Origin of the sequence: Paraburkholderia sp. MM5384-R2, assembly GCF_014201025.1 — a bacterium.
In the GTDB taxonomy this organism is placed as follows: Bacteria; Pseudomonadota; Gammaproteobacteria; order Burkholderiales; family Burkholderiaceae; genus Paraburkholderia; species Paraburkholderia tuberum.
The window spans coordinates 35,687-53,011 of record NZ_JACHDI010000011.1 but is presented as its reverse complement, the minus strand read 5'-3'; the positions used below and the strand labels follow the sequence as shown (position 1 = coordinate 53,011).

15 protein-coding genes and 2 pseudogenes are annotated in these 17,325 nt (G+C 60.9%); 6 read left to right on the top strand and 11 right to left on the bottom strand.

Features of this window, described 5'->3' with window-relative positions; translation table 11 throughout:
* Positions 1-18: 18 nt before the first annotated feature.
* Entirely contained in the window at positions 19-1,083 is a 1,065-nt protein-coding gene (locus HDG37_RS18745; RefSeq protein WP_221312066.1) for a hypothetical protein, read from the bottom strand.
* A 269-nt stretch (positions 1,084-1,352) separates the two neighbouring features.
* On the opposite strand from HDG37_RS18745, the gene HDG37_RS18740 reads away from it, so the two are divergent.
* Positions 1,353-2,288, top strand: coding sequence for a FadR/GntR family transcriptional regulator (locus HDG37_RS18740; RefSeq protein WP_184050194.1), 936 nt, complete (start codon positions 1,353-1,355; stop codon positions 2,286-2,288).
* Between the two features lie 149 nt (positions 2,289-2,437).
* Here HDG37_RS18740 and HDG37_RS18735 read toward each other — a convergent pair.
* The 5 genes and pseudogenes from HDG37_RS18735 to HDG37_RS18715 form a co-directional block, all read right to left on the bottom strand.
* A pseudogene (locus HDG37_RS18735) lies at positions 2,438-3,130 on the bottom strand (SDR family NAD(P)-dependent oxidoreductase).
* Positions 3,131-3,286: 156 nt separating this feature from the next.
* Positions 3,287-4,024, bottom strand: coding sequence for an enoyl-CoA hydratase (locus HDG37_RS18730; RefSeq protein ID WP_184050192.1), 738 nt, complete (start codon positions 4,022-4,024; stop codon positions 3,287-3,289).
* Between the two features lie 19 nt (positions 4,025-4,043).
* Positions 4,044-5,204 (bottom strand): acyl-CoA dehydrogenase family protein, encoded by a 1,161-nt coding sequence (locus HDG37_RS18725; protein WP_184050190.1) that lies wholly within the window; start codon positions 5,202-5,204, stop codon positions 4,044-4,046.
* 77 nt (positions 5,205-5,281) lie between these two features.
* Positions 5,282-6,493 carry an acyl-CoA dehydrogenase family protein gene (locus HDG37_RS18720; protein ID WP_184050188.1) on the bottom strand — a complete coding sequence of 404 codons (1,212 nt, stop codon included), beginning with the start codon at positions 6,491-6,493 and terminating at the stop codon, positions 5,282-5,284.
* Positions 6,494-6,496: 3 nt separating this feature from the next.
* The gene (locus HDG37_RS18715; protein ID WP_184050186.1) at positions 6,497-8,431 is read right to left on the bottom strand and encodes an AMP-binding protein; all 1,935 of its coding nucleotides are present in this window, start codon (positions 8,429-8,431) and stop codon (positions 6,497-6,499) included.
* 323 nt (positions 8,432-8,754) lie between these two features.
* On the opposite strand from HDG37_RS18715, the pseudogene HDG37_RS18710 reads away from it, so the two are divergent.
* Positions 8,755-9,254: pseudogene (locus tag HDG37_RS18710) on the top strand (MBL fold metallo-hydrolase); the annotation flags it as partial.
* Between the two features lie 87 nt (positions 9,255-9,341).
* Here the strand turns inward: HDG37_RS18710 and HDG37_RS18705 are convergent.
* Entirely contained in the window at positions 9,342-10,319 is a 978-nt protein-coding gene (locus HDG37_RS18705) for a nitronate monooxygenase family protein (RefSeq protein WP_184050184.1), read from the bottom strand.
* 193 nt (positions 10,320-10,512) lie between these two features.
* On the opposite strand from HDG37_RS18705, the gene folE reads away from it, so the two are divergent.
* Positions 10,513-11,148, top strand: a complete 636-nt coding sequence (gene folE, locus HDG37_RS18700; RefSeq protein ID WP_184050182.1) for a GTP cyclohydrolase I FolE — start codon at positions 10,513-10,515, stop codon at positions 11,146-11,148.
* Between the two features lie 94 nt (positions 11,149-11,242).
* On the opposite strand, the gene HDG37_RS18695 is transcribed toward folE, so the two are convergent.
* The 4 genes from HDG37_RS18695 to HDG37_RS18680 form a co-directional block, all read right to left on the bottom strand.
* Positions 11,243-11,785 carry a nuclear transport factor 2 family protein gene (locus HDG37_RS18695; RefSeq protein WP_184050180.1) on the bottom strand — a complete coding sequence of 181 codons (543 nt, stop codon included), beginning with the start codon at positions 11,783-11,785 and terminating at the stop codon, positions 11,243-11,245.
* Between the two features lie 11 nt (positions 11,786-11,796).
* A complete protein-coding gene (locus HDG37_RS18690; RefSeq protein ID WP_184050177.1) occupies positions 11,797-12,111 on the bottom strand; it encodes a hypothetical protein in 315 nt (104 codons plus the stop codon).
* Between the two features lie 476 nt (positions 12,112-12,587).
* The gene (locus HDG37_RS18685) at positions 12,588-13,373 is read right to left on the bottom strand and encodes an SDR family NAD(P)-dependent oxidoreductase (RefSeq protein ID WP_184050175.1); all 786 of its coding nucleotides are present in this window, start codon (positions 13,371-13,373) and stop codon (positions 12,588-12,590) included.
* 151 nt (positions 13,374-13,524) lie between these two features.
* Positions 13,525-14,424 carry a LysR family transcriptional regulator gene (locus tag HDG37_RS18680; RefSeq protein WP_184050172.1) on the bottom strand — a complete coding sequence of 300 codons (900 nt, stop codon included), beginning with the start codon at positions 14,422-14,424 and terminating at the stop codon, positions 13,525-13,527.
* A 229-nt stretch (positions 14,425-14,653) separates the two neighbouring features.
* On the opposite strand from HDG37_RS18680, the gene HDG37_RS18675 reads away from it, so the two are divergent.
* The 3 genes from HDG37_RS18675 (at position 14,654) to HDG37_RS18665 (ending at position 17,288) form a co-directional block, all read left to right on the top strand.
* Positions 14,654-15,082, top strand: a complete 429-nt coding sequence (locus HDG37_RS18675; RefSeq protein ID WP_184050170.1) for a carboxymuconolactone decarboxylase family protein — start codon at positions 14,654-14,656, stop codon at positions 15,080-15,082.
* The gene (locus HDG37_RS18670; RefSeq protein ID WP_260334923.1) at positions 14,973-16,106 is read left to right on the top strand and encodes a phytanoyl-CoA dioxygenase family protein; all 1,134 of its coding nucleotides are present in this window, start codon (positions 14,973-14,975) and stop codon (positions 16,104-16,106) included. Before HDG37_RS18675 ends, HDG37_RS18670 begins: the two co-directional genes overlap by 110 nt.
* A gap of 264 nt (positions 16,107-16,370) precedes the next feature.
* The gene (locus tag HDG37_RS18665; protein ID WP_184050168.1) at positions 16,371-17,288 is read left to right on the top strand and encodes an NmrA family NAD(P)-binding protein; all 918 of its coding nucleotides are present in this window, start codon (positions 16,371-16,373) and stop codon (positions 17,286-17,288) included.
* The last annotated feature ends 37 nt before the right edge of the window (positions 17,289-17,325 follow it).

Below are 17,325 nucleotides of genomic sequence, written 5' to 3'. Positions count from 1 at the left end.
GCATACGCGCGCCGAAGTTCAGTATTTGCGGAAGTTCACGCCGACACGCGTGCCCAGGCCCGGCAGCCGGTTGACCGGGCGATCGCCGTGCTCCGGTGCTGCCTCTCCCCACGCAAACCAGACGTCCGGTTCGCGTGTGTCGCCAACGCGGCGCCACCGGCCGTCCACTTGCGGGTTCTTTAGCGTGCCGAGGCCGACCAGGCGCCCCTTCGGATCGGGCATGAACTCCCACTTTTCGCCGAACGCTGAGTAACGGATGCCTTCCTGCCAATACCCATTCGCGCCGAAATCGATGGTGCCCGTCACGTCATAGGTAAAGCGCACCTCGCCCTTCTCGTTGCCGAGAATCGCGAAGCCGAACATGTCGTTACCGAGCGTGAAGTGCCCGAAGTCGATGCTGCCGTCCTTATAACGCGTCGCCCACGTGTACCAGACGAGTTCCAGCTTCTCCTGCACCAGCGCATCTTTCGTCTTGTAGATCTCGCCGCCCTCGTACATATGGATCGGATCGAAGCCGATCATGCCGCGTACCTTCTTTCCGAGTATCGTCCCTTCCATCTCGAAGATGTTCGCGACGTAGTACATGCCCGCGTCGCGGCCCGGCAGATACCAGTGCATGCCGGGCTTGACGAGCTTGCCTTTGATATCCATGCCGTTCTCTTCGTACCAGCTGCAATCCTCGGGCGTCCAGGTGACGTGAAAGCGATTGCCGGGCGCCTGCGGGTGGCTTCGCCAGTGGATGCGCTCCTCTTCGAGCGTTCTTGCGAATCCATCGTTCGGCACCGATTCCTTGCCTACCGGATGCATATGCATGCCGTCGTCGTGGCCGAGCGTCGTGCACAGGTAGAAACGCCGCCGCGTGTCCTTCGCGTCGGTCCGCAGGCCAGCGGGAATCCGCCGCATCGGGCAATAGATCTCGCCATCCTCGTCGCGCAGCGTTCCCCACAGGTAGAGCGCTTCGGGCGGCATGCCGAAGTAGGCGCGGTTGGACAGCATGTCCTCGATGGTGGGCTCGAAGGCGCTGACAAGAGGCTGCCAGCCAAAGTCGCCGCGGCGCGGCATGGATAGTTTGGTGTCGCTCATGGTCGTTACACCCGTCACGATGGTGAAGTGGTTGGAGCGGCTCACTATAGGTATCCTCGCGCGTGGCCGAAAACCGATCGATCCGCCCGTCTGGCCACGAGCACGCCCGGCGCGCGATCAGCACAGGGGCACAGGAGCTAACGTATTGATTTACCGGCTTTCTCTGCGGTCCGGAAACGCGCGCTGCCTGCGCGCACGAAAACTTCGTTACACGTAACGATCATGTGCGATATATTGAACGACGTTCGCATTTAATACTGATCCCGGACATGCCAAAGTCGTCTGCCGAACGCGTCGCCGCTTATCGCACCCGCAAGAAGGCCGAAGGCATGGTGAGCCTGACACTGGTCGTCCCGGCAGCCGACGTCGCCCTCTTCAGCCAGTTCGCCGCGCAACGCCGCGAAAAGCTGCGCGACAACATGCATCCTGGCCAAGCCCCGCGCCAGCAGTGGCTCTCGATGCTGGCCGCGATGACGCCTGCGCTGCCCCAAACTGCCGAGTCGCGCCGCAAGCGCAATGCGATCGGCGCACCGATCACGCGCGCGCAGACGCTCTTCATGGCGCTGCTGAAACACATCATCGATCTGGGATGGCCGGCAGGACTACCGCTCGGCTCCGAGCAGGAATTGATGAAGGTCCATGGAGTAAGTCGCGCTGCGTTGCGCGGAGCGATCCGCTTGCTCGAGCACCACTCCATCGTGAGGGTGCAGCGCGGCACCGCAGGCGGCGTGATCGTCGCCCAGCCGGACCTGAGCGCGACGATGCAGGCAGTCAGCGTCTATCTGGAGTATGCGGGCATCGCGCCGCGCGATATCCTCGCGACGCGCCGCACGCTCGAACTGGCCGTCCTGAATCTCGTCATCGAACGGCTCGACCATGAAGGTGAGCGACGCGTGCACGACCAGGTTCAGGCCGAGGCGCCACTCGACGGTCGTGCCGGCGCCGATGAGTTGCTGCGATTTCATTTCCTGCTCGCTGAACTTTGCGGCGATCCCGCACTGTGTCTCTTCGACGGCATCGTCCTGCAACTGGCCGATGCGCATTCCACGTTTCATCGGCGCAGCCGAACGGACCGCGACCGCGTCGTGGCGAGGATCAAGGAATACCATCGCGAGATCGCGCGCGCGATCATTGCCCGCGATAAAGAGCAGGCTCGCAGGCAAATGGCCGACTACATCGCGGGTATCAGGACGTGGCTGGAGTAGCGGCAGCGCTGCGCTTGCCTGTCCGCCTCAACGGTCACCGGTCTCCACGCAGGCAACGTTCTCTTCGGTATCGGGTGACGAATGCCGAGCAGATCGGTGATTCGCGTCCTGAACATCTGGGGGCGCACCATGTCCTTCCCTCCTGCAGGTCAGCGAAACGAGATCGTGTGGCCGCCATCCACCGCGATCGTCTGGCCGTTAATATAGCCGCCCGAACGCGATGCGAGCATCACGGCTAGCCCAGCGATCTCGTCGACCTCACCGAAGCGCTGTTATGGATTGCGACCACGGTACCATTCGACCATCGCCTCGTCCTCCCATTGCGATCGCGCCATCTCGGTCTTGAAGGTGCCAGGCGCGATGCAATTGGCGGTGACGCCCTTTGCGGCGAATTCCATCGCGAGGTTTCTCACGAGTTGCATGTCGGCGGCTTTGGTGAGCCCGTAGGTTCCCGTCACGGCATCGCCGAACAGGCCAACCACGGATGCCACCGAAATAAACCGCCCAAAGCCACGCTCGATCATGCCGGGCACAGTCATCTGCGCGAGCCAGATATTGCTCTGGACGTTGACCTCCATGAACTTGTTGAACGTTTCGTCTTGCAGATCGAGTGCCGAGCCTATCCATGGGTGAATCGCGGCATTGGCCATCACGATGTCGCCCCTGCCCCACTCGCCGTTCGCCGCAGCCACGAGACCTTGCAATTCCGCTTTTCGGCCGATGTTGCAGGCAAACGGCAAGGCCACCCGAGTTCCGACCTTTTCGTTGATGCCTTGCGCGGCAGTTTCGCAGGCGTCGGCGTTACGGCCGAAAACGACGACTTTGGCGCCATGTTCCGCCATGCCGAGCGCACTGGCATAGCCAATGCCGCGACTCGATCCGGTGACGATTGCGACCTTGTCCGTGAGGTCAAAAAGCGATGAGGGCGTACGTACTCCACAAAAATGGAGGCTTGTCGATGAAAGCCCTCGCGTCGCGCGCTTCGCTCAGGCAAGCGATTATTTCCCCACCTGCCACGCCATGCCGCCGCTTTGCTTTCTTTGCGCCAATGCCGCCTTCTCGATCCGCAACGCCTCTTCCAGCGAAGCTAGCGCACCCTGATCGATCACCCGCTTGACCGTCGCGACGAGCTCGGGTCGGCGGCTCGCAATCGTCTTCGCTAGTGATGCTGCCCGCTCCATCAGTTGCTCGTGGCTGACCACCTCGTTCACGAGGCCGATGCGCAACGCCGTGGCCGCGTCAATCGGATCGCTCGTCAAGCTGAACTGCTTCGCCCACCGCGGACCCACGATATACGGCAACCTCGCGGTCATGCCGCCCCCCGCGAGCGCGCCGATTTTCGTGTGCGTGTCGGCAAAGCGCGCACGCTCGGACGCAATGATGAAATCGCACCCCATTGCAAGTTCCAGTCCGCCTGTAACGGCAGCGCCGTTGACCGCCGCGATTACCGGCTTGGTGATGCGCGGCCACATATCGATCATGTCCGCGACCCGCATGCGCGGCGCATCGGGCGCGGAAAAATCATTCAGGTCGAGCCCAGCACAAAAGGCCGGATCGGCGCCCGTCACGATAAGGACGCGCAGGCTTTGGTCCGCTTCGAAACGATGCAATGCGTCGACCAGCGCTTCGGTCAATGCGAGGTTCAGTGCGTTGCGGGCCGCGGGCCGGTTCAGTGTCAACGTGAGAACCGTTCCGTCACTCTGCACGCCGAGCAGATCGGTTGCTTTCGCGTTCATGGCAATGCCTCGAAAGGGTTCACGCCGCCGCGACCAATGCCTCGTGCTGAATCTGGCGTGCGTAGCGATTCAGGTGGTAGTCCGTGTTGCCGAACAATGCGTCGAGCACCAGATGACGGCGATAGTGATGGCCCACCTTGTATTCATCCGTGATGCCGTAGCCACCGTGCAACTGGATACCCTGTTGCGTGACGAACTTCGCGCCACGAGTGGTCTGTGCCTTGCAGCCCGAGATTTCGACGCTCCGGTTCTCCCTGTCCTCGCTGATAGAGAGCAACGCACGGTGCAGGGTTGCGCGCGCCTGCATCGCTTCGATCGCCATGTCGGCCATCCGGTGTTGCAGCGCCTGGAAGCTGCCAATCGCCACCCCGAACTGCTTGCGCGTTTTCAAGTACTCCGCCGCGAGCTCGATAGCGTCTTCCATATCGCCCACCAGTTCGGCACAGATCGCAACGACCGCTTCGTCAACGGCGGCCTGCAGTCCTTCGAACGCTCGCCCAGCCTCACCCAGAACATTCGATTCCGCGACGATCACACCATCGAGCAGCAAGTCGGCAGATGGCGTGCCGTCGAGCAACGCGCAAGTCTTCAGCGTCACGCCTGCCTGCTTCGGATCGACGACGAAAACCCCGATGCCGTCCGTGGCATCGGCTGCACCCGCCGCGCGCGCGACAACAAGCAGACGGTCTGCAACGGGCGCTCCAACCACGAGCGTCTTATAGCCGTCCAGCCGCCAAGACCCGTCCTCTGTCTTCTTCGCGGCGGCCGTCACGTAATGCACCTGACCCCGCGCTTCACGTTCACTGTGCGCGACTGCGTAGACAGTCTCGCCTGAAACGATCTCGCCAAGTATCGCCTCGCGCTGCCCGTCTCGCCCGCAGCGCGTGACAAGCGACGCAGGAAACACACTACACATCACGTATGGTTCCAGCACCAGCGCGCGCCCGATCTGCTCGGCCACGATGGCGCTTTCGACTGACGAGAAACCGAGCCCGCCCAATTCATCCGGCACCGCGACACCGAGCCAACCCATTTCGCCGAACGTACGCCACGTCTCGCGCGAAAATCCGCCTCCTTGCGAAGCAAGATTGCGACGATGTTCGAACGTATAACTCTTTTGCAAGAAGCGTTGCGCGCTTTCCTGCAACATCCGCTGTTCGTCGCTCAACTCGAAGTCCATGCTGCACCCTCTTTATGCCGGCAATTGATGCGATCCCACGTCTCGGGGATCGAAGACCGTCGTGACTCGATACGGCGTCAAAGATCGAACAGTGCTTTGGCGATGATGTTTCGCTGAATTTCGGCCGTCCCGCCATAGATCGAGCAAGCCCGTCGATAGAAGACCTCTGCCGCCAGGCCTGGCGCGTATTCAGGTCCGATGAACCGGGCGTCGCGCAGCTCTCGCTCTTCATTCGGATCGGGATAGAACACGGCGCCGTAATCGCCGATCACCTCAAGCAGCATCTCCGTGAGCTTCTGATGGAGTTCAGATCCGCGCACTTTGAGCATGGATCCGATCGCCATACCGCCGCTGCGCTCGTCTATCCCTTGATGCAGGATTTTCTGCACCGCCATGTCGATAGCGCGAACCTCCAATTCGTGCTGCGCGAAACGTGCCGCAAACGTCGGATCCTGGATCAATGGCTTGCCGGCCATCCGTTCGCGCGAGGCGTAGTGCCGGATCTTGCGCAGATAGCGCTTGAGGGCAGGCGCTTCAGCGCCAAGAAACGCCCGCTCGTTAAACAGCAGAAACTTGGTGTATCCCCACCCCTTGTTGACCTCGCCGATAAGGTTTTCAGCGGGCACACGCACGTTGTCGTAGAAGACTTCCGCCAGGTGATGGCAGCCATCGAGCGACGCGATCGGCCGTACGGTAACGCCCGGCGACGACATGTCGAGCAGCAGGAAGGAAATGCCCTTTTGTGGCTTCGCTTCGCTATCCGTGCGGACCAGCACGAAATTCCATTGACCGTAGGCGCCGAAGCTGGTCCAGATCTTCTGTCCATTGACGATGTAGTGGTCTCCATCGCGAACCGCCGTCGTACGTAGCGATGCAAGATCGGAACCCGAGCCCGGCTCTGAAAAACCCTGTACCCAGAACACTTCACCACGCTGAATAGGAGGAAGAAAGCGGCGCTTCTGCTCTTCGTTGCCGAACTCGCAAATCACGGGTCCGACGAGCGACACGCCCGCCTGATTCTGTATCGGTGCGCCTGCCAGATAGCATTCTTCCTCGAAGATGTAACGCTGCATCGCGGTCCACCCCGTGCCGCCGTCAGCAACCGGCCAATGCGGCACCGACCAGCCGTGCGTTTCGTGCAAGATGCGAGTCCAGCGCTGTGAATCGTCGTCACCTGCCAGAAAGCCCTGCTGCCCGCGAAAGGCCAGGTCGGCCGGCAAATGCTCGTTGAGGAACGCACGAACTTCTTTGCGGAATGCGATGTCCGCGGGATCTACGCGAAAATCCATGGTTTAGCTTCCAGCGTTTTCAGTACGTTGAACTCGATCTGCGCCCGCTGCTGCGCCAGCGTTGCCGACCAATGTGCGCGGCGTGGGCGGCACGCAATAAAGCTCGTCCACGACACCGCGCCGTCGCTCGAGCACATTGCGTTGGCTGATTGCGCTCTTTGCACTCAATTCGCCGTTATCGAGCGTCGGCTGCTCGCTTTCGAGCACGATGCGCGCAATGCGCGTAGAGCTGCCGCCAGGACGCGCGGCGAGCTGGTCGAGTCCGGTCTGGAAGAACGCGCGCACGCCGCGGCTGTTGATGATCTGGTCGGCGCCCGGCATCGGATCGTGAAGGTCGTCGCAAAGCGCACGGCACGCTTCGATGTCAGGGAAGACGAGCGCGCTCAGGTAGTCGCGGTCGTGCCCGGCAATCACGATATCCCGCGCATACGGGCCCAACACGTTCAGCGCGTACAGTCGCAACTCGGCGACGTTGACCCAGGTGCCCGAGGACAGCTTGAAATTTTCCGCAATGCGTCCGTCGAAGCGCAGTCCCAGTTCGAGGCGCTGCGGGTCGATGAACGTTGCTGCGTCACCGGAGCGGAAATAGCCTTCCTCGTCGAACGCGGCGGCGGTGCGCTCGGGATCTTTCCAATAGCCGGGCGTCACACAGTCGCCGAGGAAACGGATTTCCAGCTTTGCGCCGACCGGCGCCACCTTCACTTTGACGCCGGGCACGGGCAACCCCGCAATCGCTTCGCGTCGCGGATCCCAGGCCGCCGATAGCGGCGTTGGGCCTGCTTCCGTGCTGCCGATGCCCGACATGATGAGCACACGCTGGCCGATGGTACGCACCGCGAGCTCGTCGAGTTGAGCCCAGATGTATTTCGGCAGACTTGCGCCGCCGTAGTAGATGAGCGCGAGTTTGCTAAAGAATTTCTCGCGCAGTGCCTTGTCCGCCTGCAGATGCGGAATGAGCGAGGCCAACCCTTGCGGCGTATTGAGGTAGACCGCCGGCGCGATTTCACGCAATGCCTGCACCGTCGGGCCAATTTCCTCCGGCGTTGGCTTGCCTGGGTCCAGGTAGTAAGTCCCCCCGCCGTACAGCACCATGCCGAAGTTATGCGTGCCGCCAAAAGTGTGATGCCAAGGCAGCCAGTCGACGAGATCCGATGGCCCGTCCTGAAGAAACGCGAACACCTGGGCGACTTGCTGTCGATTGCTGCACAACATGCGCTGCGGGTAGATCACGCCTTTCGGTGCGCCTGTCGTTCCCGAAGTAAACATGATCTTGCCCACCGTATCCGGGCCGACTGCCTTGAACGCCTTGTCGACGTCGGCTGTAACCGGCGTCTTCAGCCACTGCGCGACGCGCGAACCGCCACGACCCTCCGGCAACGGACCGACGACGACACATTCCACGTCGCCGAACACCTCACGCAATGCACGGCCATACTGCGCGCCGTCCTCCGCGAAGACGAGGCCGGGCGTGCATACCGCCGCGAGTTGCCTGAGCTTCGAAAAGTCCTGCGATAACAGCGAATACGCGGGCGCCACCGGGATATAGGGAATCCCGACGTGCAATGCGGCGAGCGCGAAGAGCGCGTGTTCAAAGCTTCGATCGGAAAGAATCATCAACGGACGAGACGGCGACAATCCTCGATCGAGCAGCGCCTGCCCCAGCGCACGCGCACCGTCGAACGCCTGGCGGTAGGTCAGAGACTCCCATGACTTGCCGTCCGGCGTCCGCCGCGCGAGCAACGCGCGCTCGGGCGTGACGCTCGCCCAGTGTTCGAGCCGCTCCGTCAAGCGGACGGGATACGCCTGGAGCGGTTCCTGCAGTTCATACACCACGCTTCCGTCTGGCCTTCGCTCGACGATGGCATCCATGCTGCCGACGCGAATCGGGCGAAACGGCACATCCATCAGGGCATCGTGCGAAGCCGTACCTGCATCCATCTGAGTCGTCCTGTTGTTATCTGGCAAGTCATGTCCCGCGAGCGCTCGCATCGCCTTCCGATACCTGGAAATGTTGCGGGCCAAGTTCAACCAATAATTGAACGTCGATCATCTAGTTGAACCAGAATAACGCGAAATCCCAGCCACGTCTATCCGTCGTCAACCACGAGGAAGGCCTGATAGCACACACGCAATCTGGCGCGAATGATGCGCGCAATGTCCGGCACGATCGCGGCCTTGCGCATCGCACAACAACGTGGACAGAAAACAAAAATTGCACTAATTTCTGAACGCCATTCTCATTGTTAAACACGACACCGGGATTGCTCGATGGCGATGTGCTGACACTTGCGCATGACGGCGAGACGCATCGATTGCTGGTCGTCTCGACACCGGGGCACGCAAGCAACCACGTGTGCCTGGTCCTTCTGGAAGACGGACTGCTATTCAGCGGCGATCACATTCTGAATGGCAGCACGACCATCATCGATCCTCCCGACGGCAACATGACGGCGTACCTTACGTCACTCGACCGGTTGAACGCGATTTGCACCGAACGTGAGATCGACTTTATTCTGCCCGCCCATGGGTACGTGCTGGACCGACCGCATGACCAGATCGCCCGCCTCAAGGGGCACACCGTCTCGCCCGGGAAGCAAAGATCGCCGGCGCGGTAAAGGCACTGCCGACCGGTTCGATCGACGACTGGCTGCGTCTTGCTTATACCGATGTTCCCGAAAGGCTCTGGCCAGCGGCATCCCGGTCGCTGCTGGCGCATCTCGAACGACTCGACGAACAAGGTCGTCCGACTTCGCAGGCATGATTGTGATCGTCATGCATCCATCGGCTGCCACGTCCGCTAAAACCGGGGGCACGGGCAGCCTTGTTCGACGGCCGTCTTGTTGCGGACTCAGCTCTCTTCTACAAGCGCGGCCAGCCGGCCATGAATGAGTGCGCGCGCCTCGGCGACCATCCGACTCACGAGTTCCGCGCAGGTGGGAATATCCTCGATAAGCCCGATTGCGAGGCCAGCCGGAAACGTTCCGTCTTCGGTGTCACCCGTCTCGTACACTCGCTTACCGCGCTCACCGCTCACCAGCGGCTTGAGATCCGCAAACGTCACCCCCTCTTTTTGCTCGAGTTCCAACACCTGCTCCGCTACCGAATTCCTGAAGATACGCGACGTGTTCTTCAGCGTGCGGAAGATCAACGCCGTATTGCGCTCGTCATGCTCTACGAGCCTGCGCTTGACGTTCTCGTGAATCGGCGCCTCCCGCGTCGCCATGAAGCGCGTACCCATATTGATCCCATCCGCGCCGAGCGCGAGCGCGGCGACCATGCCGCGCGCATCGGCAATGCCGCCTGACGCAAGCATCGGAATATGCAGTTTCGCGGCCGCGGCCGGCAACAGGATCAGATTGGGCACGTCGTCCTCGCCCGGATGTCCGGCGCACTCGAATCCGTCCACGCTCACGGCGTCGCAGCCCAACGCCTCCGCTTTCAGCGCGTGACGCACCGACGTGCACTTGTGGATGACCTTGATTCCCGCAGCCTTGAATGCGGGCATATATGGCTCGGGATTGCGGCCCGCCGTCTCGACGATCTTCACACCGTTCTCCACGACCGCTTGCACGTACTCGTCGTACGGCACTGGCTTGATCGTCGGCAGAATGGTCAGGTTGACGGCGAACGGCTGATCCGTCATTGAGCGAACCCGAGCGATCTCGTTGCGCAGCGCCTCGGGCGTGGGCTGCGTGAGAGCGGTGATGGTGCCGAGCGCACCGGCGTTCGAGACGGCAGCGGCAAGTTCAGCGCGACCCACCCACATCATGCCCCCTTGAACAATGGGGTATCGAATCCCAAGCAGCTCTGTAATGCGCGTTTTCATGTGCTGATCCCTGTGTAAGTGCAACCTGATTTTTCGACCCGCAATGGTCGAACGTCGCGTGTCAGATTCGCCGGTCGTTTGTATTTACGAACACTGTGCAATTATATACACTTCCTCCACATCACCGACAGTCGTGTGCCGCACTCGCGGACGCCGATGCGATTGCACGAGGCATGAATGATCAGGAGAGTTGATGAACAAGCGAGACAATCAGATTGGCGCTGCGGAAGCGTCGATTCGCCCCACGCGGGACGAGGCGGAACAAGCCGTTCGCACGCTGATCCGATGGGCCGGTGACGATCCCGAAAGGGAAGGTCTCATTCAAACACCTGCACGGGTGGCGCGCGCATACCGCGAGTTCTTCTCGGGCTATGACTCCGATCCGATGCAGATTCTCGCCACCACGTTTTCCGAAGTGGATGGCTACGACGAGATGGTGGTGCTAAAGGACATCCGTTTCGAGAGCTACTGCGAACACCATATGGTGCCCATCATCGGACGTGCGCACGTTGCCTATTTGCCCGAGCATCGCGTGGTCGGCATCTCCAAACTCGCGCGCCTCGTCGATGTCTATGCCAAGCGCCTACAGATTCAGGAGAAGATGACCGTTCAGATCGCCGATGCGCTGAACACCGTGCTGCAGCCGAAGGGAGTCGCTGTCATTCTCGAAGCCGCGCATCAGTGCATGAGTACGCGAGGCGTGCACAAGCCCGGCGCATCGCTGGTGACGAGTCGAATGCTGGGCGCATTCCGTGACGATCCTTCCACCCGCCGCGAGTTTCTGTCGATTGTCGGTCACAGCACGATTGCGCCATTACCCAATAGCTGAAAGCCAACGTCGGCTTCCTGCCGACGTTGGCTTTCATGGCAAATCGATGCTGGTATCCGTGGTGGCAAGCGTCGTTGCAGGCTTGCGTCTGGCCTTAAACCTCGCTGGGTTGGCGCGTCTTTAAAGGCCGTTCGTAAGAGACGTCTTCACGATTTCGTTCACTGACGCCATTGCCCATCAGGATTTCGCGCCACGCAGAGGGCACTTCCGCCGGGGTCAGTTCGTTGATCGCTTCGGAGATGCAGACACGGGCGGCAATCGCCCATACGCCATCACGCTTTTCGAAGCGGTCGATATAGCGCCCCACCGCTAGCGTGTCTGGCTTGACGCGATTTTCTCCGAAGAAAAGCCAGTACGTCTCCCCGTGCGCCTCGTCGCCCTGCAATTCGACGCTGTGATTGAACACCATATGGTGGTGCGACAACTGATGCTCGGTATGGTACGCAAAGGCCCAGTCAACGAATTCCTCTGCATCTCCGACGAATGCGCCGTGGTCGTCGATTGCGTCCGGATGGTACGCCGACAGCGTCAACTTCCGGTCCATGCGATCGACCCCGCGGCAATAGCGGTGTACGCATTCGAGTATGTCCTGCTTATCCAACAGTGCTTCGACGCGTGCGCTCAGTTCTTCATTCATGGCTTCTACCGTTAGATAGTCATGGTGACAAAAAAGACGACCGCACCGATCACGGCGCCAATGAAGCAATAACCCTCGCCTGTCGACAAATCGGCTTCCTGCGCTCGCGCACGGCTCGCAATCGCACATCCGACGATGCCCGCCATTGCCGTCGCCCCGAGCACGGCAAACATCATCACGACGTCGAAGAGTGCGGACCGGCCTAGCTCTTCCATGCGCACATCGCGTTGCAGCAGCCAGACCGCCGCCGCGGAAATCGCCAGGAGAATGAGTGGGAGCCATACTCTACGCGCTTCCCGAGCGCTCTCGCGAGTCAGCGTTTTCATCGCGCCCGGCCCTCCGTCCGCAGTTTGCCCAAAGCACGAGGCGCCACCGCGCCCAACACGCGCGCCACCCAATTTGATTGCTTTGCGCGAGCCGATTCGTCCGACGACGGAGCACCCTTTTCAGCGCGCTGGCGACGATAGTCGTACGTATAGTCGGCAAGAGGACCACGTAAATCGCTGTCGAGAAAGTACATCGCATGTCTCCGATCAGGCTTATGCCTCTCGGGCGCTTGCATGGCGCCTCTTGATGGACATCCTAGGCCATGGAATATGGTTATGCAACACGTCGTTCAATTAACGGCGTCGGTGTTTTCACTACCCGACAAGGCACAGACCGACGCGCATGCGCGAGCGCCCGCTGCACACATGGACGTGTGTGCGAACGGGTCGGCAATCAATCGGGGAAAGGCAATTGCAGTGCTAAGCCGCGTTCTCGACGCAGCTTAGCGATTCGAAAATGACACGCAGACGAGTAATCAGGAGACCTGGAAGCCGCCGTCGACAGCGAGAAGCTGACCGGTGACGTAGTCCGATGCCGGCGACGCGAAAAACAACACTGCCCTGGCGATATCGGAGGCGACGCCGATGCGGCCCAGCGGCATGCGGCCAGGTTGGGTGATCGGCCCGTGGGCCTGATGAACCTTCGTCGATGCGGCCGCGCCCTCGGTTGCCACGCCGCCGGGCAGCACTGCGTTCACGCGAATTCCGTCTGCTGCGAATTCGAGCGCTGCCACCTTGGTGAGGTTGTTGACACCCGCCTTCGACGCGCCGTAGTCACCGTTGTCGAAAATCACCGGCTGCAGCGAAGCCACCGACGAAATATTGATAATGGAACCGCCGTTTTTGGCACCTTGCATTCGCTTGATCGCTTCTCGCATGCAGAGGAAGGTGCCGCGCAAGTTGATGCCGAGCACCTTGTCCCACTTTTCTGCCGACGTCTCGACGAATTGCGTCTTCGGATAGATACCCGCGTTGTTCACGAGAATGTCGAGGCGCCCAAGTTTGGCCTGCACCGTTTCGTACATCGCAAGAATCGACGATTCATCGCCGATGTCCACTTTGATCGCGATAGCCTTGCCAGACGCACTTTCGATTTGCCTGGCCGTCTGCTGCACCGCTTCCTCATTCAGGTCCGCCGCGACCACCGCCGCGCCGGCCGACGCCAGCAGCAAAGCCGTCTCGCGGCCGATGCCTGAGCCCGCCCCTGTTACCACCGCCACTTTCTGATCGAGATTGAAAAGACTCGCCACATTCGTGCTCATTGCTCCTCCTTTGGCTCGCCGCGCGAGCGGGTTGTTTTCTGAACGTCATTCGCAAAGATAAACACACCACCTTGGAGTGTCAAGATGAACGGGAAGCGGATGACGAAAGGAGCAGCATGGACGAAGCTGTCGAGCAGTGCGATTGCGCGTATCACCCCGCCGCCGGCGACGCGATATCGCGCATGATGTCGAGCATAGAACGGTGGTAGGGCTTGTGAGGTCTATCGGCCCACACCAGCGACACCTCAGTTTCGCCTGCAGCCGGAACGTCCTCGATGTCGACGAAGGCGACACCCTCCACGGGCAGGTATCGCGCCGAGTCCAGCATTAGACCGATGCCCAGTTCATGAGACACGAGGTTGAGCATCGTGTATGGATGGCGCGCTTGCTGGGTCACCCGCGGCGACAGCCCCGCCTCGCGGCGCGCTGTATCGAACGCAGCGAACAGCGGCTGCGACATCTGCTGAGGGAACATGATGAGCGGGTATCGCGCGAGATCCGCGATACGAATTGAAGGCTGCGCCGCCACGGGCCACTTCGCCGGAACCGCGGCCACCACACGCAGACGCTCGATGACCACGCTTTCCAAACCGGAGACGTCCGCCGAGCTGGTGACTACCACGCCCAGGTCGATGCTGCCGTTTTTCACGCTGGCGACGGTCAAAGCACTGCCGCGCTCGATCAACCGGACGTCAACGCCCGGCCATTGCTTGCGAAGCCCCTGAATGGCTAGCGGCATGATTCGCAGTGCACACATCGGCACGAACGCTACGCTCAGGCTCGCCAGTTCGTCGGCGGCTTGCCGCACGCGCCGCTCGGCCAGCTCCGCTTGCGCGATCAGTGGCTTCGCTTCCGCGAGCAACGCGGCTCCGGCGGCTGTGAGCGAAACGCCTCGCGGTGTACGTTCGAGCAGCTTGATACCAAGCTGCTCCTCCAGCCGCATGATCGACTGGCTGAGCGGCGGCTGCGCCATGCCCAGGCGCGCAGCCGCACGGCCAAAGTGCTGGGTCTCCGCAACCGCAACGAAGTGTCTGAGATGCCGCAATTCCATGACGTGATATGGCTTTGATATCGGGTGTCCCCAGCATATCGCCTTTGTCCCGTTGCGGTGCACTACGGACGAACCCTGGTCATATCGGGTCCGCACTATCTTGACGTCCCGCACCGTTCAACATACATTTTAGAATGTCGTTCTATAATACGAACAATGACCAAGGCGGCTCGGGTGAGTCGCATCCGCTATCAATAGCCGCGCCGCCGCAGTTAAACAGGAGACACAAGTGAAGAGCCTCGGAGAAAAACTTGCCTATGGTTTAAAGGTATTCGGCGAAATCATGGGTGAAGACAAGGCAGCGGGCTTACGTGCCGCAAGCGAGTCCACCGGCTTCGGATCCGACATTTCACGCCTTGCCATCAACTACGCGTTCGCGGATGTCTGGGGCGACGACAAACTCGAGCGCAAGCAGCGCAGCCTCGTCACGCTGGGCATTCTCATCGCCAGCCGGCAGACGCTCGAACTGAAGAACCACGTCCGCATTGCCGTGCGCAACGGTCTGAGCGCACGGGAACTCGAAGGGGTGCTGATTCAGGCGCTTCCGTATGCAGGCTTCCCGGCCGTCGCTTCCGCGACCACGGCCGTTCTGGAGACACTGCGGGAACTTGGCATCGACACCACGACCCGCACTTCGGAAGAACGCGGATTGCTGTGAGCCGACATCAGAGCGCCCCCGCGACCAAAGGAGACAATTTATGAGCACACCAGGCGTGGATATCGTGCCGACGATGCGCGAATTCAACGTTTCCAATGACCTGCTCGGCAATCACGCCGAGTTGCAAGAACGCTGGAACGAAGACGGCTACCTGTTCTTTCGCGACGTTCTCGATCACGAGCCGCTGGAGCGCATGCGCGGTCTGCTTGTTGATCACCTCGACAGCAACGGCTTCGTGGACCGCAACGACCGAGACGTGCGATGGACTGGCAAAGACCGCGAAAATTTCAGCTTTTTTCCCGTGAAGGCGATGAACGAGCAGCGTGCGGCACGCACCGTGATGGAAGACCCCGCGGTTCGTGCATTCTGTCAGCGGCTCTTCGGCGTACCGCTTTATTGGGTACCTTTCACCGAATACCGCACGTCGCCGCCCGCTATCGACAAAAGCCGCACACGGTTCGACTTCATTCATGAAGATGCGATCTACAGCGACCGCCTCGATTTCATCATCTGCTGGATTCCGCTCAGCGATATCGATGCGCAAGTCGGCGGACTGGCCGTCGCGGAAGGATTGCATAAGCTTGCGTGCCTGCACAGGAAGGACGGCGACAAGATCGTTCCTATCGATCTCGCGAGCGTGCCAGAAGACGCATGGCGCCGCACGAACTACCGCTTGGGCGACGTCCTGTTGATGAGCCGACGCACGCCGCACTCCGGTCTCAGCAATCATTCGGACCGTTTTCGTCTGTCACTCGACACGCGCATCCTGCCGCACGGCGGAAGTTTCCCGTTTGAGCCCCGGCTGCCCTATGTGGGCACGCTGACGTCGATCGCATCGGACCAGATCGTCGTGCGCGACGCGCATGGTGAACATGTGTTGCGACTCGACGACACGAGTTATCTGCGCGGCCTCCAGGGCAACCGCCTGCGCGGAGACGAAATTGCCGGGGTTTATCAGCCGGGATCCGAGGTGATCGTTGCACATGAAGGCGGCCTCGTTCAAACGCTGCGCCCGCAGCATTGATCGTCGTGTCAGGCGCAAAGACGAAGCTTCGTCTTTGCGCCTCGCGCCATTCGCCTTGCTCTCTGGCGTGGCAACTCTGAAGCATCGATCACTGGCATCCTTTGCTCGCGGTTTTGTGAACATCGTGCTAATATCGGAACGGTTGCTTGTGAACAACCAGGCCGCGAGCCTGCAATGGCTGTCACAGGGTTAGCGGCATCGCGCGCAAGCCGCCCAGGCGTGACACGCCTGGCCAACGTCTAACGTTCGACCTCGGGACAAGTCATGATCGATTCATCCGCCGCGGTACTCGTCATCGGCGCCACTGGCGCACAAGGAGGCGCCGCGGCTCGCCATCTTCTTGCGGCTGGACGCAAGGTACGGTTCCTGACACGAAATCCAGACTCGCCGGCTGCGCGGGCACTCGTCGAAATGGATGCGCAGGCGCTACGGGCAGATCTGGACGACCGCGACTTGCTCGCAAAAGCGATGGAGGACGTCGTTTCCGTCTTCTCCGTTCTCCTGCCTGATTTTGATCGCAGCGACAGGGAACGCCGCCAGGGTTTTGCGCTCGTCAACGCAGCGCGCAACGCGGAGGTCCCGCAGTTCGTTCACACCTCCGTGGCGCAGGCCGGCAATCATGAGACGTTTCCTGGCTGGAGCGAGAAACGTTGGAACCGAAAATACTGGACGGACAAATGGGAAGTGGAAGAGGCCGTTCGCGCCGCGGGTTTCGAATCGTGGACGGTCTTGCAACCGGCATTCATGATGGACAATCTCGCTGAACCGAAAGCGGGCGCGATGTTTCCGCACCTGCGCGAAGGCTTGTTGCTCAGCGCGTTGCTACCCGACGCACGACTCGACTGGATTGCCGCCGACGACGTGGGCGCGCTCGCGGCCAGCGCGCTAAACGATCCACAACGCTGGCACGGTGAGACCGTGCCGCTGGCGTCGGAAAGGCTCACGATGTCTGAAGTTGCGAATCGCCTCGGCAACGTTCTGGGCGCACAGATCAACGTTTTGCACGTGTCACCGGATGAAGCCCGGGCAAAGGGTCTCGCACCCGGATGGGTGAATGCACAAGAATGGATCAACGCGGTCGGGTACCGCGTCGATATCGATTCGCTTTCCAAACGTGGTGTCCAGCTCACCCCGATGGTGGACTGGATCGATGCGAATCGACAGCACATCGTACTCGCATAGCTGGTCGCTGGACCGCGTGTGCAAGCCTCAGGTAATG